Annotated in this window: 20 protein-coding genes; 3 read left to right on the top strand and 17 right to left on the bottom strand. The window is 36.1% G+C overall.

Annotated elements, in window-relative coordinates; all coding sequences use genetic code 11:
* Positions 1–15: 15 nt before the first annotated feature.
* Genes gap through KXJ69_RS00645 form a run of 6 tightly spaced genes read right to left on the bottom strand, consistent with a single transcriptional unit; the run spans position 16 to position 5,008 of the window.
* Positions 16–1,014 (bottom strand): type I glyceraldehyde-3-phosphate dehydrogenase, encoded by a 999-nt coding sequence (gene gap / locus KXJ69_RS00670; protein WP_219050411.1) that lies wholly within the window; start codon positions 1,012–1,014, stop codon positions 16–18.
* Entirely contained in the window at positions 1,015–1,887 is an 873-nt protein-coding gene (lipA, locus tag KXJ69_RS00665) for a lipoyl synthase (protein ID WP_219050410.1), read from the bottom strand. It abuts the gene before it with no gap.
* 41 nt (positions 1,888–1,928) lie between these two features.
* A complete protein-coding gene (locus KXJ69_RS00660) occupies positions 1,929–3,137 on the bottom strand; it encodes an Nramp family divalent metal transporter (protein ID WP_219050409.1) in 1,209 nt (402 codons plus the stop codon).
* On the bottom strand, positions 3,134–3,706 hold the full coding sequence (locus KXJ69_RS00655; protein WP_219050408.1) for an RNA polymerase sigma factor: 573 nt from the start codon (positions 3,704–3,706) through the stop codon (positions 3,134–3,136). The genes KXJ69_RS00660 and KXJ69_RS00655 overlap by 4 nt, the downstream gene beginning before the upstream one ends.
* Positions 3,697–4,791, bottom strand: a complete 1,095-nt coding sequence (locus KXJ69_RS00650; RefSeq protein WP_219050407.1) for a glycosyltransferase — start codon at positions 4,789–4,791, stop codon at positions 3,697–3,699. The genes KXJ69_RS00655 and KXJ69_RS00650 overlap by 10 nt, the downstream gene beginning before the upstream one ends.
* 13 nt (positions 4,792–4,804) lie before the next feature.
* Positions 4,805–5,008, bottom strand: coding sequence for a membrane or secreted protein (locus KXJ69_RS00645; protein ID WP_219050406.1), 204 nt, complete (start codon positions 5,006–5,008; stop codon positions 4,805–4,807).
* A gap of 88 nt (positions 5,009–5,096) precedes the next feature.
* On the opposite strand from KXJ69_RS00645, the gene KXJ69_RS00640 reads away from it, so the two are divergent.
* The gene (locus KXJ69_RS00640; protein WP_219050405.1) at positions 5,097–5,705 is read left to right on the top strand and encodes a fasciclin domain-containing protein; all 609 of its coding nucleotides are present in this window, start codon (positions 5,097–5,099) and stop codon (positions 5,703–5,705) included.
* Here KXJ69_RS00640 and murB read toward each other — a convergent pair.
* The gene (gene murB / locus KXJ69_RS00635) at positions 5,698–6,711 is read right to left on the bottom strand and encodes a UDP-N-acetylmuramate dehydrogenase (RefSeq protein WP_219050404.1); all 1,014 of its coding nucleotides are present in this window, start codon (positions 6,709–6,711) and stop codon (positions 5,698–5,700) included. The genes KXJ69_RS00640 and murB overlap by 8 nt on opposite strands.
* A complete protein-coding gene (locus KXJ69_RS00630) occupies positions 6,711–7,901 on the bottom strand; it encodes a pyridoxal phosphate-dependent aminotransferase (protein WP_219050403.1) in 1,191 nt (396 codons plus the stop codon). The genes murB and KXJ69_RS00630 overlap by 1 nt, the downstream gene beginning before the upstream one ends.
* Before the next feature lie 94 nt (positions 7,902–7,995).
* Between KXJ69_RS00630 and KXJ69_RS00625 the strand changes: the two genes are divergently transcribed.
* Positions 7,996–9,345 (top strand): retropepsin-like aspartic protease, encoded by a 1,350-nt coding sequence (locus KXJ69_RS00625; protein WP_219050402.1) that lies wholly within the window; start codon positions 7,996–7,998, stop codon positions 9,343–9,345.
* 48 nt (positions 9,346–9,393) lie between these two features.
* On the opposite strand, the gene KXJ69_RS00620 is transcribed toward KXJ69_RS00625, so the two are convergent.
* A complete protein-coding gene (locus tag KXJ69_RS00620) occupies positions 9,394–9,780 on the bottom strand; it encodes a DUF1573 domain-containing protein (RefSeq protein WP_219050401.1) in 387 nt (128 codons plus the stop codon).
* A 126-nt stretch (positions 9,781–9,906) separates the two neighbouring features.
* On the opposite strand from KXJ69_RS00620, the gene KXJ69_RS00615 reads away from it, so the two are divergent.
* Positions 9,907–12,534 carry a valine--tRNA ligase gene (locus KXJ69_RS00615; protein ID WP_219050400.1) on the top strand — a complete coding sequence of 876 codons (2,628 nt, stop codon included), beginning with the start codon at positions 9,907–9,909 and terminating at the stop codon, positions 12,532–12,534.
* 2 nt (positions 12,535–12,536) lie between these two features.
* Here the strand turns inward: KXJ69_RS00615 and KXJ69_RS00610 are convergent, their stop codons facing one another.
* The 8 genes from KXJ69_RS00610 to KXJ69_RS00575 all read right to left on the bottom strand — a co-directional run bounded on the left by KXJ69_RS00610 (position 12,537) and on the right by KXJ69_RS00575 (position 16,851).
* Positions 12,537–12,740: a helix-turn-helix domain-containing protein gene (locus tag KXJ69_RS00610; protein ID WP_219050399.1), complete on the bottom strand. Its 204-nt coding sequence runs from the start codon at positions 12,738–12,740 to the stop codon at positions 12,537–12,539.
* 3 nt (positions 12,741–12,743) lie between these two features.
* Complete coding sequence (locus tag KXJ69_RS00605) at positions 12,744–13,280, bottom strand: DUF2975 domain-containing protein (protein WP_219050398.1); 537 nt, start codon at positions 13,278–13,280, stop codon at positions 12,744–12,746.
* A gap of 86 nt (positions 13,281–13,366) precedes the next feature.
* Positions 13,367–13,594: a VF530 family protein gene (locus tag KXJ69_RS00600; RefSeq protein WP_219050397.1), complete on the bottom strand. Its 228-nt coding sequence runs from the start codon at positions 13,592–13,594 to the stop codon at positions 13,367–13,369.
* Between the two features lie 45 nt (positions 13,595–13,639).
* Positions 13,640–14,482, bottom strand: a complete 843-nt coding sequence (locus KXJ69_RS00595; protein ID WP_219050396.1) for a sterol desaturase family protein — start codon at positions 14,480–14,482, stop codon at positions 13,640–13,642.
* Positions 14,483–14,597: 115 nt separating this feature from the next.
* A complete protein-coding gene (locus tag KXJ69_RS00590) occupies positions 14,598–14,942 on the bottom strand; it encodes a hypothetical protein (protein ID WP_219050395.1) in 345 nt (114 codons plus the stop codon).
* Between the two features lie 53 nt (positions 14,943–14,995).
* The gene (locus KXJ69_RS00585; protein WP_219050394.1) at positions 14,996–15,640 is read right to left on the bottom strand and encodes a cation efflux transmembrane domain-containing protein; all 645 of its coding nucleotides are present in this window, start codon (positions 15,638–15,640) and stop codon (positions 14,996–14,998) included.
* A 136-nt stretch (positions 15,641–15,776) separates the two neighbouring features.
* The gene (locus KXJ69_RS00580; protein WP_219050393.1) at positions 15,777–16,154 is read right to left on the bottom strand and encodes a DUF2200 domain-containing protein; all 378 of its coding nucleotides are present in this window, start codon (positions 16,152–16,154) and stop codon (positions 15,777–15,779) included.
* Between the two features lie 169 nt (positions 16,155–16,323).
* On the bottom strand, positions 16,324–16,851 hold the full coding sequence (locus KXJ69_RS00575) for a DUF4199 family protein (RefSeq protein ID WP_219050392.1): 528 nt from the start codon (positions 16,849–16,851) through the stop codon (positions 16,324–16,326).
* Positions 16,852–16,929: the final 78 nt, after the last annotated feature.

Genomic DNA, 16,929 nt, shown 5'->3' with positions numbered 1-16,929 from the left:
CGCCGATAAATATAGTTATTTTATCGAAAATTGTAAGATTAAATCTACAATTCTCGACGAATAACCCATTTCATTATCATACCAGCCAATAATTTTGACCATTTTCCCAATAACAGAGGTCATTTCGCTATCGAAAATACATGAATGCGGATTCCCAACAATGTCAATAGAAACAATAGGATCCTGAGTATACTGAAGAATATTTTTTAAAGAAGTTTCTGAGGCTTTTTTGAAAGCTGTATTCACCTCTTCTATGGTAGTTTCTTTTTTTACATTTAAGGTGATATCAGTCAAAGAACCATTAGCCACCGGAACACGAATTCCACAACCTCCAATTACATCTGCCAAATCTGGAAAAATCTTGGTCAATGCCTTGGCAGCACCCGTAGTCGTAGGAACAATCGATTGTCCTGCAGCGCGAGCTCTACGTAAATCTCGATGCGGTTGGTCATGCAAACTTTGATCTGTAGTGTAGGAATGTACTGTAGTAATATAGGCCTGCTCAATCCCACATAATTCATTAATTATTTTGAGCATGGGGGCCGCATTATTTGTGGTGCAAGAAGCGTTGGAAATAATACTGTCTGACGCTTCTAATATTCCTTCATTTACTCCTAAAACAATGGTTTTAATATCATCTTCTAAAGGGGGAACGGAAAGAATCACTTTCTTCGCTCCATTTTCAATATGCTTTTGAAGTAACGCCTTGGTTTTAAACTTCCCAGTGGCTTCAATAACAATATCAACACCCTTCCAATCTAAATTATCCAACGTAGCTTCAGAAGAATACCGAAACTTTTTTTCATCCACGTGGAGCTGACCTTCAGAAAATGAAACATCGTTAGGTAACATACCATGGATACTATCATATTTTAACAAGTGTGCCATGGTAGTGCCATTAGCAATGTCGTTAATGGCAACCACTTTAATGGTGGGATGATTTAGTAATAATCTGAAGAGTGTCCGGCCAATACGACCAAACCCGTTAATACCAATGGTAATAGGCCCTTTCATTTAAGCGATATGTTTATGGGCCTTATACGAAGAACGCACCAAAGCACCACTTTCTACGTGACGGAAGCCCATTTTCAAACCAATCTCTTCGTACTTTTTAAACTGCTCAGGCGTAATAAATTCCTTTACTGAAAGATGTTTTTTGGAAGGTTGTAAATACTGCCCTAGCGTAACAATATCCAATCCAACACTGCGAAGGTCTTCTAACGTTTGAATAACTTCGGCTTCGGTTTCACCTAGACCAAGCATAATACCACTTTTGGTTCGGTTAATGCCTTGTGCTTTTAAATAACGTAATACCTCCAAACTGCGTTCGTATTTCGCCTGAATACGTACTTCGCGAGTTAATCGTTTTACAGTTTCCATATTATGTGATACCACTTCTGGTGCCACTTCAATAATTCGGTCGATGTTTCGAGTCACGCCTTGGAAGTCGGGAATAAGAGTTTCAAGAGTCGTTTCAGGATTCATTCTTCGGATAGCTTTCACCGTTTCTGCCCAAATAATGGACCCCATATCTTTTAAATCATCACGATCTACCGAGGTAATGACGGCGTGCTTAATTTGCATAATTTTAATGGAACGCGCCACTTTTTCGGGTTCTGCCCAATCTACTGTTTCTGGACGTCCTGTTTTAACACCGCAAAATCCACAAGAACGTGTACACGTGTTTCCTAAAATCATAAAGGTAGCTGTACCTTCTGTCCAACATTCCCCCATATTAGGACAACTTCCCGAAGTACAAATGGTATGCAAATTGTATTTGTCAACCAAGCCACGAAGCTCGGTATATTTTTTCCCCGTGGGAAGCTTTACCCTCAGCCATTTTGGCTTAGGTGCAGGTTTTTGTGGAGTTGCAATCTGTGTTTCCATAGCTTGGACAAAGATACGATTTTAAAAATTTAAATTAGGACTCAAGTAACCAAATACCATATACTAAATCCAACCAAAATGAATATTCCCAAAAGGCTAAAAAGGCGTAATGACCCAGAAGGCCTTGCCTCCTTTGGGGTGTACTTTCCTGTGATTAAAATATAGCTAATAATAGCATAAAACGGAGCGGTTAAAAAGGAAAGGACGGTAGCAATTTCAATAAGTAATCCCATTTCGGTCACAAAAAAGAAAAATATAGAAAGTGTCCCAGCTATTAATATAAGTAGCCAAAATAAATACCCTTGCTTAAAAGTCTTTTTGAAAAGTAGTTCGCTGGTAATATGCATTACCCGTGGAGAGGCATCCAATGTGGTTAGGGTTGTGCTAAACATGGTCGCTAAAGCCGCAATCCCAATAATCCATTGCGCCCAACTCCCCAAACTTATGGTGTACATTCCTATTAGTTGATTCGCAAAAACATCTCCTTTAGCTGAAAAACTCTCTCCACTACCAAACATGACAAAGGTGCCCAATGCGATAAAACAAATACCTAAAATAATGGTCATAACATACCCCACGTTAAAATCGAATAGAGAATCTTTAAAACTAACTTTTGAGTTTAGTTTTTGTTTCTCTATCGTCCAAATAGATTGCCAAATGGTAATATCCAAGGGTGCCGGCATCCATCCCATAAAAGCTATTAAAAATGCAATTCCCATAGTATCCTTTGGGATTAATTGCTGAAATGATAAGCCTCCTTCGAAATTAGTGGAAGCCAAAATAACAGCCGCTATGGTGCTTATGGCAAGCACTACGACAATATATTTCATTAAAGAATCTAATACTTTGTATTTACCCAATAACAAAATAAAAAAGCAACCCGAGGTTACCGCTGTGGTCCAAAAAACCAAAGTACCACTAGCGAATAAAGAAGAGGCAATTCCTGCCGTAACAATTGTAACAGCAGTTTGAATGGTAAACATGGTTGCAAAGGTGATTATGAAATAGGCAACCAAGACCCACCTGCTCATTTTAGCATAGCCTTGCAATAAATTTTCTCCTGTGGCCGAAGCATAGCGAGGCCCAAATTGAAAAAAAGGATATTTTATTACATTAATGAGCACCAAGGCCCAAAGTAAACCCAAGCCAAAGTCGGCTCCGGCTCTTGTAGATTGCACCAAATGCGACACTCCAATCGCTGCACCAGCGAACAAGAATCCGGGTCCAAACTTTTTAAGGAATTGTGTCACTTTTTACGATTTTCGGTAATGATTTCGGCGAGTAGCTTTTTTGCACGCAGTAAACGCACTTTAACATTGCTAAGAGGTTCTTCGAGTTGGTCGGAAATTTCATTATAACTCATTTCCTGAAAATAGCGAAGATTGATTATTTCTTGGTAATGAGGCTTCAGTTGTTTGATATAGCGAAGGAGCTCGTTGAGGTTTTGTTCTGTAATCAGTTTGTCTTCCTGAGATGGGCTTTGATCGGGAATTTTCTTTACAATTTCGGCACTGGCATCAGTCGTTTGGGAATAAATAGAAGCGTTTTTCTTTCGGGTTTTATCTATCTGAATATTTTTTGAAATGGAAACCAGCCAGGTGCCAAAAGCGTAGTTTTCATCAAAGGTTTCAATCTTGTCGAAAGCTTTAGAAAAGGCTTCAATAGTAATGTCTTCGGCATCGTGTTCGTTATTAACTCGTTTTAGTTGAAACCCGTATACTAAATTCCAAAAGTAATCTAATAAAAAATTGAACGCACTTTGTTTGCCTTCTTTAGCTCTTCTAATTTGTTTTAGAATATCTTCTTCTGTTACTTCCAACGTTTCGGTTTTGAGAAAGAATTAGAAATAAAGATAGTTAATTGTACCAATACTAAAAACAATTCAAAAACTGGAAGAAATGGTAGGAGGTCATTTTCTTTTAAAAGCTTAGCCCCTTTTCCAAGAAAAATATATTGAAGGGTGATTCTGAAAATAATAAGAGCCAGAATAATTTTCCAATCTAAAAACACAAACGAAACAATCGCCAAAAGCCAAAACAAAAGGGTACTCACATAATAAATTCCTAAGAGTGTTTTATGTTTAGGTTTATAGTGTTTTGCGGTAGTAATATGCCGTCTTTTTTGCCGAATCCAGTCTGAAAAAGTTTTCTTAGGAGTAGAATAGGTAAAACTATCTTCATTATAACAAAGTGCTGTATTAGTTGCATTTCCAGCTTCGTTTACAAACAAATCATCATCCCCCGAAGCGACTCGCATATGACTCATAAACCCACGATTATCGTAAAACAGCTTGCTGGTGTAGGCTAGATTTCGACCTACACCCATATACGGCATTCCCACCTTCGCATAGGCAAAATATTGAATGGCTGTCATAAGTGTTTCAAAACGGATGAGTTTGTTTAAAAACCCACTTTCTTTTCGATAAGCACCATAACCTAAAATAAGTTGTTTTTCTTCCGAAAAATGAGCAACCATATGCCGTAACCATTGGTCACTTCCGGGTTGACAATCGGCATCTGTAAAAATCATACGCTGATTAACGGCTCTTTTAATTCCGAGGGTGAGCGAATATTTTTTATTACTCCAAAAGGCTTCGTTATTTTCGATGTTTACGGTGTGTACTCTTGGATCTCTTGCTGCAAAGGCTTCGATAACATCTTGGGTGTCGTCTATGGAAGCATCATTAATTAAAATGACTTCAAAATTGGGATACTCCTGATTTAAAATAGCAGGGATGTTCATTTTTAAATTTTCGGCTTCGTTTTTAGCACAGATGATGACCGAAACAGGAAAATTTTCTTTAGCATCAATTTGTGATGGAATTGACATCGAAAATTTTGAAAAAAGAATAAAATAAGCAGTGTTAACAAGAACTACTGCAATAAAGAGGTAGAGTAGCAGCATAGGCTACAAGAGGTTATTTTTCAGAGGTTTCAGAACAATTACTAAATTGATCTGGGGTCTTCCCACACATTCCGCAGGCCTCCCCTTCTTTGTTTAAAAATGGACTTTGGCTTGCACAGGTTCCAGCAAATTTTCCGTCTTTTTTAGCCCATAACTTTATAGCGATACCTGCAACGGCTAGGAGTAATAAAATAAGTGTTAATAGTAAAATTCCCATATTGAAATATTGTTTTGCAAAAATACAATCTTTCTTGTTCTTTTGGTAAGAATTTGAGTATTTTTAGGCCATATTTAACGCTAATTTTATGAAGGTTTATAAATTATTTTTGGGATTAAGTCTATTAAGTATTGTCCTTGTTTCTTGTAAAAACAATCAAAAGGAAGAAACTCCAAGTGTCGAAACTAATGAAGTGACCACACCACAAAAAGCACAAAAGAAAATCCTTACCGAAGAAGACAGAAAGGTCATTGCTAGTGTTTTGGCTAAGGTAATGAGTACTCCTGAGTTAAAATCATTTGCAAGTGCTATTGTTACTGTTGAGGCAACCGAATTACTTTCAAAAGAAGATGGACCTTATACCGTTTTAGCACCTACCAATGCTGCGTTCGATGCTATCCCAAAAGAAAAAATGAACCCTTTTCTTAGACCTGAAAATAAAGCCAATTTTGGAAAACTGGTTAAAAATCATATTGTAAAAGGGAGTTTTACATCTTTTGATTTAATACAAAATATGAAGGGCTCTGGGAAAGTGGAACTTGAAACAGTTGGAGGGGCAAAAATAACTGCTACTAGAGAAGGAACCGACATTATCATTACAGATGCTAACGGTAAAAAAGCGAAAATTGGAACCAAGGATATTACTGGAGGTAATGGGATAGTGCATGCAATTGATGTGGTGTTGAATATTAAATAACCGTTACTTCTGGTTCAATATAAATGCCAAAAAGGTCTTTTACCTTTTCCTGAATTTTAATTGCCAATTCCCAAATTTCTGCACCTTGTGCATTGCCATAATTTACTAAAACGAGAGCCTGGTTTTTATGTACACCAGCATCCCCGAACCGTTGTCCTTTAAAGCCTGCTTTTTCAATAAGCCAGCCCGCCGGAATTTTAAACTCGGTGGAAGAAACTTCGTAAAAAGGAGCTTCTGGAAAGTTGTGTCGAAACTGGTTGAAGTCTGCTAATGAGATTACAGGGTTTTTAAAGAAACTTCCGCTATTTCCTAAAACTTTCGGATTGGGTAGTTTGGATTCCCGTATCGCAATCACAGCTTCAGAAATAGCTTGGATAGTAGGTTTTTCTACATTCCTTTTTTCTAATTCCTGCTGAATCGCCCCATAGGAGGTTTTTAGTTTGTGATTCTTTTTCGTTAATCTGAATTGTACAGAAGTAATAATATAATTTCCCTTTTCAGCATTTTTAAAGATTGAATCTCGGTACCCAAATTGGCATTCTTCTAAGGTGAATGTTTTTTCTTTGAGTGTTGTTTTATGAATTGTTTGGCAACTTTCAAAAACATCTTTTAATTCTACCCCATAGGCTCCTATATTCTGAATGGGAGCGGTACCTACATTCCCTGGGATTAGAGAAAGATTTTCAATTCCACCCCAGTTATGGCCAATGCAATAATGAACAAAATCGTGCCAATTTTCACCTCCTTGGGCTTCGATGATAATCTCAAAATCATTTTCAGAAATTACTGAAATTCCTTTCAAATTAATATGAAGCACCATGGCTTCAATATCTTTGGTTAACAAAATATTACTTCCGCCGCCCAGAACAAAAAAGGGTTTGTTTTTTTCTGAAGAAAGGATGCTTTTTAAGTCTTTTACTGAACTAACAGAAACAAAAAAACTTGCTTGGCAATCAATTCCAAAGGTGTTGAAATTCTTTAACGATTTTTGTTCTTCAATTTGCATTAATCTTTGTATTGTTCTAATGCAACTTTCAGAATTTCGACAGCTCTCACAAGGCTTTCTTTTTTAAGCACATAGGCAATACGTACTTGATTTAATCCTACCCCAGGTGAGGAATAGAATCCTGCTGCAGGGGCTACCATGATAGTTTCACCATTTAGGTCGAAAGATTCTAGCAACCATTGCGCAAAGTCATCACTGTTTTTAACCGGAAGCTCTACGATACAGTAAAATGCTCCTTTTGGAACGCCAACTTTTATACCTGGAATAGCCTGTAAATGCTTAACCAGCGTATCTCGGCGCTCACTATATTCTTTTATAACGTTGTCAAAATAACTTTGAGGTGTACTTAGGGCCGCTTCGCTAGCAATTTGAGCAAATGTAGGGGGACTTAATCTTGCTTGTGCAAATTTTAAGGCGGTGGAAATTACCTTCGGGTTTTTTGAAACCAAACACCCTATTCTTGCACCACACATGCTGTATCTTTTGGAAACGGAGTCGATTATAATTCCGTAGTCTTCCATTCCTTCTTCTTGTAAAATGGAATAGTGTTGCAATCCGTCATAGGTAAACTCCCTGTAAACTTCATCCGCGACTAAAAATAAATCGTGCTTTTTTACGATGTCACACAACGTCTTAATTTCTTCTTTTGAATATAAATATCCTGTCGGATTTCCAGGATTGCAAATTAAAATGGCTTTGGTTTTTGGGGTAATTAATTTTTCAAATTCTGCGATTGGTGGAAGCGCAAAGTTGTCTTCAATTTTTGAAATAACAGGAACAATATTCACTCCAGATGCGGTGGCAAAACCATTATAATTTGCATAAAAGGGTTCTGGGATGATAATTTCGTCGCCGGAATCACACAGAGTCCCCATTGCAAATAATAAGGCTTCACTTCCTCCGGTAGTGACGATGATGTCTTTAGCTTCAACGTTTATTTGCTTATTTTTATAGTAATTAGCAATTTTTGCACGATACTCTTCAGAGCCTTCCGAACGAGTATAAGCCAAAATTTCCAAAGAGTGCATCGCCACAGCATCCATAGCTATTTGTGGTGATTTAATATCAGGTTGGCCTATGTTTAAATGGTATACAGTCTTTTTTTGCTTATAGGCTTTTTCGGCAAAGGGAACTAGCTTCCTAATAGGAGATTCCGGCATATGCAGCCCTTTTGTGGATATTGAAGGCATGTTTTATAAAATTAGATAACAAAGTTGCGAAATAAATATTAAAAGTTAAGAAAATGAAATCCCTTTTGTCATAAATTTTATATCTTTTCAACTAATGTTCAAGCTACAAACTCCATTCAGCTACTTTCTTATTCTTGTCCTCCTTTTTTTAGGTGAAAGCATGGGTTTTGGTCAAAACGGATTTCGGTTACCACATCAACAAAAAAAGGATAATATAAAGTTTGAATTGCTAAATAATTTGGTTGTAGTTCCTGTCGAAGTCAATGGCAAAGAACTTACCTTTATTCTTGACACAGGGGCGCGTAATTCTATGCTTTTTAGCCTTTCTGAAATTGATTCCATTGAGGTTAAAAATGTTACTCCTATTAAAATTAGAGGATTAGGAACGGGTGGTACTATAGATGCATTAAAAAGTTTAAATAATCAAGTTAAGATTGGCGATGCTGTAGATAATGACCATACACTCTTTGTTATTTTTGATGAATCTATCAACTTTTCTCCTCGTATGGGGATTCCAGTTCATGGTATTTTAGGATATGATTTTTTTAAGGATTTTATTGTAAAGACAGATTATAGCAAAGAAGAGTTAACGATTTATAATCCTCGACATTATCAAGAAAAGAAGTGCAGAAGATGTGAGACTATCAATATCTTTTTAAAGGATGATAAACCCTATGTAAGAACTCCAATCGTCCATGATAATGATACTACCAAGGTTACGTTATTAATAGATTCTGGTGCAAGCGATGCCTTGTGGCTTTTTAATGAAGACTGGAGCATTAAAGAAGACCCAAAAAATTATTTTGATGATTTTTTGGGACTGGGTATAAGTGGTGGTATTTATGGTAAACGCTCAAAACTTGATGGGATACTATTTGGGGACTATAGTTTTAGTAAAGTGAATGTTTCTTTTCCAGAGCATGAGGCTCTAGAGGAAATAGTGTTGTTCGATGAAAGAGATGGTAGTTTGGGAGGTGATTTGTTAAAACGGTTTACAGTTATTATGAATTACCGTGACAAGACAATGACACTACGTAAAAATCGTTTCTATAAAGCTCCCTTTCATTACAATATGGCAGGCCTGGTTGTAGAACATGATGGGTTGGTTTCTGTGAGTAGTTTTTCAAAAACGGAAGAAATTAGTCTTGAACCAGGTGTCAACTCTGCCAATAATTCAATCGAAATACGAGTAAATCCAATTCTTAATTTTTTTTTAGCTCCAAAATATGTCATTGCAGAGGTTCGTAAAGACTCTCCCGCTGCCTTGGCTGGAATTGAAAAAGGAGACGAATTGCTTACACTCAATGGAAAGGCAGCTTTTAAATATAAACTTTTTGAGATCACGGAACTCTTCACCTCCAAAAGCAATAGGAAAATATCCGTAGAAATTAAACGCAATGGCAGGATCTTTAAAAAGAAGTTTGTTTTAAAAGATGTGATATAAAAAAAACCGCTCTTTAGAGCGGTTTTATAATCAAATTTTAAAAAGGATTTAGTTTTCTAAGACGCTTTTGCCATCTAAGACCTCCCCTTTAATTTTTAAAGCTTTTATGGGTTCGGTAGCATTAGAGTATACCGTTACAGTCTTTCTAATTGGACCTACACGATTGGTATCGTATTTTACTTTTATTTGTCCATTTTTTCCTGGAGCAATTGGGTCTTTAGGCTTTTCTGGAACCGTACAACCACAACTAGATTTTACATCACTTATGATTAACGGTTCAGAACCGGTATTTGTAAATTCAAATACTCGAACACCATCACTACCTTTGGCAATTTCGCCATAATCAATAGTATCAGACTTAAACTCAATTTTGGCCTGTGCTTGCGCAGCAAAACTCACAAGTGCTACAAATGCTACTAAGATAAATTTTTTCATGGTTTCTTTAATTTTGGGTTACTAAAGTAGGTAACTTTTACACAAAGTGCAAAATAAGTTATTCACTTTTATAATCTTGAACTTATACCTACTTTTGCAGACTACATTTCAAAAATTAGACCAAAAATGACTTTGGAGTCAAAATATAGTGCAAAAAACGTTGAAGACCAGTGGTATAGCTACTGGATGGAACATAACTATTTTCATAGTGAGGTAAATGAAAAGACGCCATACACTATTGTTATTCCACCACCAAATGTTACAGGAGTGCTTCATATGGGGCATATGCTCAATAATACCATTCAAGATGTACTTATTAGACGTGCCCGTTTAAAAGGATTTAATGCCTGTTGGGTACCAGGTACAGATCACGCTTCTATTGCTACAGAAGCCAAGGTGGTTGCTAAATTGAAAAATGAAGGTGTTGAAAAAAATGACCTTACACGTGATCAATTTTTGGAACATGCATGGGAGTGGACGCATAAACACGGAGGAATCATTCTTGAACAGCTTAAAAAACTGGGCGCTTCATGCGATTGGGAGCGTACCAAATTTACCATGGACGATGACCTTTCGGCATCGGTGATAATGGTCTTTGTAGATTTATACAAAAAAGGACATATTTATCGTGGGTACCGTATGGTAAATTGGGATCCCGAAGCACAAACCACCTTGAGTGATGAAGAGGTTATTTACGAAGAGAAACAAAGCAATCTTTACTATTTAAAATATCAAATTGAAGGTAGTAATGAGTTTGTAACCATTGCAACCACACGTCCCGAAACCATTTTGGGCGATACCGCTGTGTGTATTAACCCTACCGATGAACGCTACACCCATTTAAAAGGGAAAAAAGTAATTGTTCCAATCTGCAATAGGATAATTCCTATAATTGAAGATGAATACGTAACCGTAGAGTTTGGTACGGGTTGTTTAAAAGTAACGCCTGCGCATGATGAAAACGATAAAATGTTGGGCGATAAGCACCAGCTAGAAATCATTGATATTTTTAACGATGATGCTACTCTTAATAGCTTCGGAATGCATTACGAAGGAAAAGATCGTTTTGTGGTTCGAAAAGAGATCGTAAAAGAATTGGAAGGCTTAGGAGTTATTTCAAAAATTGAACAACACACTAATAAAGTTGGCACTAGCGAACGTACTGGCGCTGTCATTGAACCAAAATTAAGCGACCAATGGTTCCTTAAAATGAAGGAATTGGCACAACCTGCCTTGGACGCTGTTTTGGAGAAAGACGTACAATTAGTGCCCGATAAATTTGTAAATACTTACCGTCACTGGATGGAGAATGTTCGCGACTGGAACATTAGCCGACAATTGTGGTGGGGACACCAAATTCCTGCCTATTATTATGGTGATGGAAAGGAAGATTTTGTAGTTGCCGAAAGTATAGAAAAAGCAGTACAATTGGCTCAAGAAAAATCTGGGAATAAAAATCTTACCGAAGACGATTTAACCCAAGATCCCGATGCATTGGATACTTGGTTTTCTTCGTGGTTATGGCCCATTAGTGTATTCAATGGAATTTTGGAGCCTGATAATAAAGAAATAAACTATTATTACCCTACCAACGATTTGGTAACCGCTCCCGAAATTTTATTCTTTTGGGTAGCCCGAATGATTATTGCAGGGTACGAGTATAGAGCGGAAAAACCTTTCAGTAATGTGTATCTCACAGGGATTGTTCGTGATAAACAACGCCGAAAAATGAGTAAATCGTTAGGAAATTCACCAGATCCTATCGAATTAATTGAAAAATACGGTGCCGATGGCGTTCGTGTGGGGATGTTGTTGAGTTCGCCTGCTGGGAACGATTTGATGTTTGATGAAGATTTATGTAAGCAGGGGAGTGCCTTTGTTAATAAAATATGGAATGCCTACCGATTAATCGATGGCTGGGATGTTGCCGATTTGGATGAGGTGGAAAGTTCAAAAATTGCAATTGAATGGTACCAAAATAAATTTCAGCAGGCGTTAGTAGAAATTGAAGATCACTACAGTAAATACAGGATGAGTGATGCCTTAATGGCGACCTATAAGCTTATTTGGGACGATTTCTGCTCGTGGTTATTGGAAATGGTAAAGCCAGAATATGGACAACCCATTGCAGCAAAAACTAAAGCAGCAGTAATTGCTATTTTGGAAGACAACCTTAAAGTGTTACATCCTTTTGTGCCATTTATTTCGGAGCATATTTGGCAACACATTACAGAAAGAACTCCAGAAGAAGCCTTAATTATTGCGTCATGGCCAGAGCAAAGAAGTTTTGATGAGGCACTTATTAAAAGTTTCGATTTTGCTTCGGAAGTAATTTCGGGGATTAGAAACGTTCGAAAGGAGAAGAATATTTCGTTTAAGGAAGAAATATCACTTTCGGTAATGAATGCTGAAAAGGCTACTTCAGACTTTGATAGTGTGATATCAAAACTAGGAAATCTTTCAGAAATAAATTACATCGATAGTAAACTAGATGGAGCCTTGACTTTCCGAGTAAAAAGTAACGAGTATTTTATCCCGATAGGAGGAGCGATTGATGTAGAAGCTGAAATTGCCAAACTTACCGAAGAGCTTAAATACACCGAAGGCTTTTTACGTAGCGTACAAGGCAAACTGAAGAACGAACGTTTTGTAAGTGGTGCTCCACAACAGGTTGTAGCTATGGAAAAACAAAAGGAGGCAGATGCTTTGGCTAAAATTGAAACGCTGAAGGCGAGTTTGGAGAGTTTAAAATAAGACTACTCTTCATACGCCAAAATATCACCTGGCTGGCAATCCAATGCTTTACAAATAGCTTCCAGTGTGCTAAAGCGCACTGCTTTTGCCTTTCCCGTTTTTAAAATGGAAAGGTTAGAAAGGGTAACATCTACTTTTTCCGAAAGTTCGTTTAGTGACATTTTTCGCGTTGCCATCATAACATCTAAATTTACAATAATAGGCATAGCTTAAATTGTTAGTTCATTTTCGTTTTGTAATTCAATTCCCCTTTTAAATATTACGGCAATGATATAGATAATAGCTGCCATGATTATAAAAGCTTGACTATCTACCCAAAAATTATTTAAGGTATCGATTTCGTATCCATGATGGATTAAATTTTTAACCACTTCCCGTGCTATATGGCTAATAATACCTATAGAAAATGTGTAATAAGCAATGCTATTAATTTTGTTGGCTACAAAACCACTAAAGGGTTTTTCTAAATCTAATTTGTGTAATAGCCTAATAACTATATAAAAGAGGTGGGCTTTTAAAATAGCAATGACCAATACAAAACTAAAAGCACCAAAGAAAGCCCATTTATTTTCTTGGTACATGGAGCTTAAGTCTAGTTTTTGGTAGAGATTGCCTACATATTCAGGTTGAAATACACTAAATATAAAGTTGATAAGCAATCCGCCAGCTTCTATACACAAGCCAACAAAAATAATCCAAGCTACAATGGTTAAGCCTTGAAATATGAGTTTGTTATTTTTTGACATTCTTGAAAAGAATTAAAAATTACATTACAAATATCAATAAAAAATTATTGATAAACAATAAATAAATATCTTTTTTCAACAAATAATTATTTTTTTAATTTTAAGTAGAGTTGTTCAACCTTGGTTCTTGCCCAAGGGGTTTTTCGTAAAAAGGTTAGACAGGACTTTATGGAGGGATCTTTTTTAAAGCAGTTTATTTTTACTTTTTTTGCCAAATGCTCCCATCCATAATTGGCTACTAAGGTTTCCAATATAACAGCTAGGGTAATCCCATGTAAAGGGTTTTTGGGTTGAGGGTTTTTGGGCGTTTCCATATTGTTTTTTTAGGAAGGATGTAATTAATTCTAATTGCTGTTACCTTAGGTTATATTCTCAGGTTTAGAAGGGTTTGTTTTGCTGGTTTCAATTCTTTTAATGGTAAGGAAAGGGCTTTTCATTAAATAAAGGAATGTCTGTTTTTTTTCTTCATCAAACTCTTTTAATCCATATTTCATTTGTGCTACAGGCATCTCTTTATACGTTCCAAATAGTCTGTCCCAAATAATAAAAATATCGGCAAAGTTAGAATCTGTATAAAATTGATCTTGTTGGTGGTGCACTCTGTGTTGATCTGGCATTACAAAAAGTAAACCTAGGGTAGTATTCAACCATTTAGGATAGGTAAGATTGGCATGTTCAAAAAAGAAGAATAGATATAAAATGAAATAATATAATGCCAACGATAGTACATCTGTTCCAAACAATGCAGCCGTTAAAATATTTCCAATTCCAAAGACTAAAAGTATTTCTAAAGGGTGAAATCTAAATACCGTTGAAGCATCCATGGTGGTGTCGCTATGGTGTACCCTATGAAACCTCCATAGCAATGGAATTTTGTGTGTGCCTCTATGGATCCAATAGGCAGTAATATCGTATAAAGCCACCGAGAGACCTAATTTTACCCAAAAGGGGAGTTCTATTACATATAAAAGACCTATATGGTTAGCATTGAACCATTCAATTGAGAACACTTGAAAGGTCACAAAAAAAATGTTTAGGATGACCAGGGTAATTTGAAATAGTAGGTTTTGAAATAAATGGTTAATGCGTTTTGTAAAGTTGAATGGGGATTTTGATAATTGTTCTAATGAAAAGAAAAAGGCAATTAATCCTATGATAATATAATTTGGGTCAATTCCCAATAGGGTATCAAGAAATTCCATAGTTTAAATTATTAAAGGTATTTAAAGAATGAAAGTTAGCGAATAAAACCGAACCTATATACCAGAAATAAATCGATTATTCTTACAGCGTACTATGCTACCCATTTTCTTAGATTTATGAATTTTGAATGACACGTGTCACCACTAATACCAGTCCCACAATAAAAATAGAAGTAAAAATAAGTTTGTTGTGTTTTGCCAACCAATTAGGAAGAAAAATATCAAAATTTTCCTTTGAAGAATTAGAGTATTTACGAGCCATTAAAGTAAGAGGGCAAAACATCTTGAAGATTACCAAAACCAATCCTTCCCCTAAAATTAAAGCAATACCTAACCAAGTGTAGGTAGTAATCGTATTTGTGATCCCAGAATATAAAACGTAGCCTATAACCAACACAAAAAATATCCAGATGATAGTGTGGAATAATTTTATGGTGAGAAGTTTATTTGCCTTATTCATACTTAGAGCGTATTAGGTAAGCAACTATTAGATGTTCTACAATACTTTTAAATTTAATCGCAACAACAGTTTTTATCACTCTTTGCTTTTTCAAAACATTCTCTTCCTTCCTTAAAGGCAAAGTATGAAAGACCCAGGGTTCCAATACTGTCCATATATGGAATTCCAAATAGTTCATATATTCCGCTGCTTATAAGCAAAATAATAGACATATAAACGCAAACCATGGTGCAATTAGCATCGGCTAAAATGGGGGCGGAATTCAATTGATTTCCTACTTTTCTTTTCCAAAGTACTAAAAACCACATAACGAGAATTGAAATAATTGAAATAATAACGCCCCAAAAAGTTGTCTGGGGTTGGTGTGCCTGCCAAATGTTATAAAAACTGGTTATAACCAGCCCAAAAACTAGAATATAAAAGGCAATCCCCGTTATTCTTAATGCTGTTCGTTCAAAATCATCACGTTTGCTATTTGGGTTGTTCTGGATTCTTAAAATCATATGGGCAATACCTAGTCCAGAAATTACTTCAATAAAACTATCAGATCCAAAACCAAAAAGCGCCAAACTTTCATCTTCAAATCCCAGATAGGTGGAAATAAGCCCCTCTGCAATGTTGTAAACAATGGTAAACACTGCAAGTCCAAAAGCAATTTTATATAGTTTATTCTTGTGGGTCATTTTAAACGTATCCATTTATTTTGATTTGGGCTACATCTATGTCTATGTAAAGTTATTTTTTTAATCTTCTAATGTAGCAATTGCAAATCAAATAGTCACAATCAGAATGCCTGGAAAAGTAAATGTGGTTATACGTTGTTAGGATTGGTTTCTACTTTTTTACTTCACGCAAAATTTTATCCATTTTACGGCCTTTTGCCAACTCATCAATGAGCTTTTCCATCTGTCTGCATTGTTTATACAATTCAAATTCATCCTCTATTTCTTCAATGCGATATCCACAAACAACTCCTTTAATTAAGTGTGCGTTTGGATGTATTGTAGCTTTTTGAAAAAATGTTCTAAAGCTTACTTTTTCATCAATAAGGGTTTGTAAGGTATCTTCATTAAAACCAGTAAACCATTTAATTACTTGATCGAGTTCTTCTTTTGTTCTACCATTTTTAATCAATCTATCTAGGTAAAGGGGATAAATGGATGCAAATATTAACTTGGCAACTTGTTCATTTTTTTCGGATGTAACTTGCATAAGGATTTATTTAAATGATGCTAAGGTGTTTGTATAAGGCTTGTTGCGGGAAATTTGCTATGATTTTCCGCCGAAACCGAAAGATAACAAATTGCAATGACTTAAGCTCAAAGAGTGCACTGCCGTAGCAAATGCGGTTAAACATTGTTAGTGGCAGTGGTTTTAAATTTTATTTACTTCGGAACATATGGAATCGCTTCAGTACTATAGTACTCAATATAGAATATAGCGCTCCGAAAGCCATACACACAAAAATGTAGATAATGCCCCTAATGGCAGGGTTTAATTCTGTTACAGCTATTGAATCTAGAATGTCTTTTTTAGATAATTCGGAGCTATTTGAGGCAAGCTCCTGTTGATAATACTCGACTACTTGAGAAGAAAGGTCTGGAACAATATAATTGTTAAGGATGATAATATAGATTGTATATAATGCCCCACTCAAGAGTCCAGCAAAGATGCCAATCTTTACTGTTTGACGTAATGAAAAGGAGGAAGGGTCCAGTTTTCTAAATCGGGACACGGCAAAAAATACAGACAATGCAAATATTGTCCAATATACATAGTTGAGTGTTTGTTCGTTTCGAACAATCATGCCTGTTTTATATCGTATGATGGCTATGCTAATGACCACGATGCCTAAGGCTGTGCCTAGCAACATTCCAATTTTAATTGGGAGATTTTTGTTTTGAGTCATAAAATCACAAGTTTGATTTTAGACGACCGTTTAGGTTCTTTTGTTACAGAAGGTAAACAAGAAAAGTTTAAAGCAATG

Source organism: Halomarinibacterium sedimenti, from assembly GCF_019312585.1.
GTDB classification, from domain to species: Bacteria; Bacteroidota; Bacteroidia; order Flavobacteriales; family Flavobacteriaceae; genus Halomarinibacterium; species Halomarinibacterium sedimenti.
The sequence above is the reverse complement of the archived record's forward strand: the minus strand, read 5'-3'. Positions and strand labels throughout refer to the sequence as shown.

What these genes read in the sequence shown, in the direction of transcription:
- gap (WP_219050411.1), bottom strand. Translation starts at nt 1,014, where the DNA reads ATGAAAGGGCCTATTACCATTGGTATTAACGGGTTTGGTCGTATTGGC.
- KXJ69_RS00595 (WP_219050396.1), bottom strand. Translation starts at nt 14,482, where the DNA reads ATGGAATTTCTTGATACCCTATTGGGAATTGACCCAAATTATATTATC.
- KXJ69_RS00620 (WP_219050401.1), bottom strand. Translation starts at nt 9,780, where the DNA reads ATGAAAAAATTTATCTTAGTAGCATTTGTAGCACTTGTGAGTTTTGCT.
- KXJ69_RS00585 (WP_219050394.1), bottom strand. Translation starts at nt 15,640, where the DNA reads ATGGATACGTTTAAAATGACCCACAAGAATAAACTATATAAAATTGCT.
- KXJ69_RS00580 (WP_219050393.1), bottom strand. Translation starts at nt 16,154, where the DNA reads ATGCAAGTTACATCCGAAAAAAATGAACAAGTTGCCAAGTTAATATTT.
- KXJ69_RS00600 (WP_219050397.1), bottom strand. Translation starts at nt 13,594, where the DNA reads ATGGAAACGCCCAAAAACCCTCAACCCAAAAACCCTTTACATGGGATT.
- KXJ69_RS00630 (WP_219050403.1), bottom strand. Translation starts at nt 7,901, where the DNA reads ATGCCTTCAATATCCACAAAAGGGCTGCATATGCCGGAATCTCCTATT.
- KXJ69_RS00645 (WP_219050406.1), bottom strand. Translation starts at nt 5,008, where the DNA reads ATGGGAATTTTACTATTAACACTTATTTTATTACTCCTAGCCGTTGCA.
- KXJ69_RS00640 (WP_219050405.1), top strand. Translation starts at nt 5,097, where the DNA reads ATGAAGGTTTATAAATTATTTTTGGGATTAAGTCTATTAAGTATTGTC.
- murB (WP_219050404.1), bottom strand. Translation starts at nt 6,711, where the DNA reads ATGCAAATTGAAGAACAAAAATCGTTAAAGAATTTCAACACCTTTGGA.
- KXJ69_RS00610 (WP_219050399.1), bottom strand. Translation starts at nt 12,740, where the DNA reads ATGCCTATTATTGTAAATTTAGATGTTATGATGGCAACGCGAAAAATG.
- KXJ69_RS00605 (WP_219050398.1), bottom strand. Translation starts at nt 13,280, where the DNA reads ATGTCAAAAAATAACAAACTCATATTTCAAGGCTTAACCATTGTAGCT.
- lipA (WP_219050410.1), bottom strand. Translation starts at nt 1,887, where the DNA reads ATGGAAACACAGATTGCAACTCCACAAAAACCTGCACCTAAGCCAAAA.
- KXJ69_RS00625 (WP_219050402.1), top strand. Translation starts at nt 7,996, where the DNA reads ATGTTCAAGCTACAAACTCCATTCAGCTACTTTCTTATTCTTGTCCTC.
- KXJ69_RS00575 (WP_219050392.1), bottom strand. Translation starts at nt 16,851, where the DNA reads ATGACTCAAAACAAAAATCTCCCAATTAAAATTGGAATGTTGCTAGGC.
- KXJ69_RS00615 (WP_219050400.1), top strand. Translation starts at nt 9,907, where the DNA reads ATGACTTTGGAGTCAAAATATAGTGCAAAAAACGTTGAAGACCAGTGG.
- KXJ69_RS00590 (WP_219050395.1), bottom strand. Translation starts at nt 14,942, where the DNA reads ATGAATAAGGCAAATAAACTTCTCACCATAAAATTATTCCACACTATC.
- KXJ69_RS00650 (WP_219050407.1), bottom strand. Translation starts at nt 4,791, where the DNA reads ATGCTGCTACTCTACCTCTTTATTGCAGTAGTTCTTGTTAACACTGCT.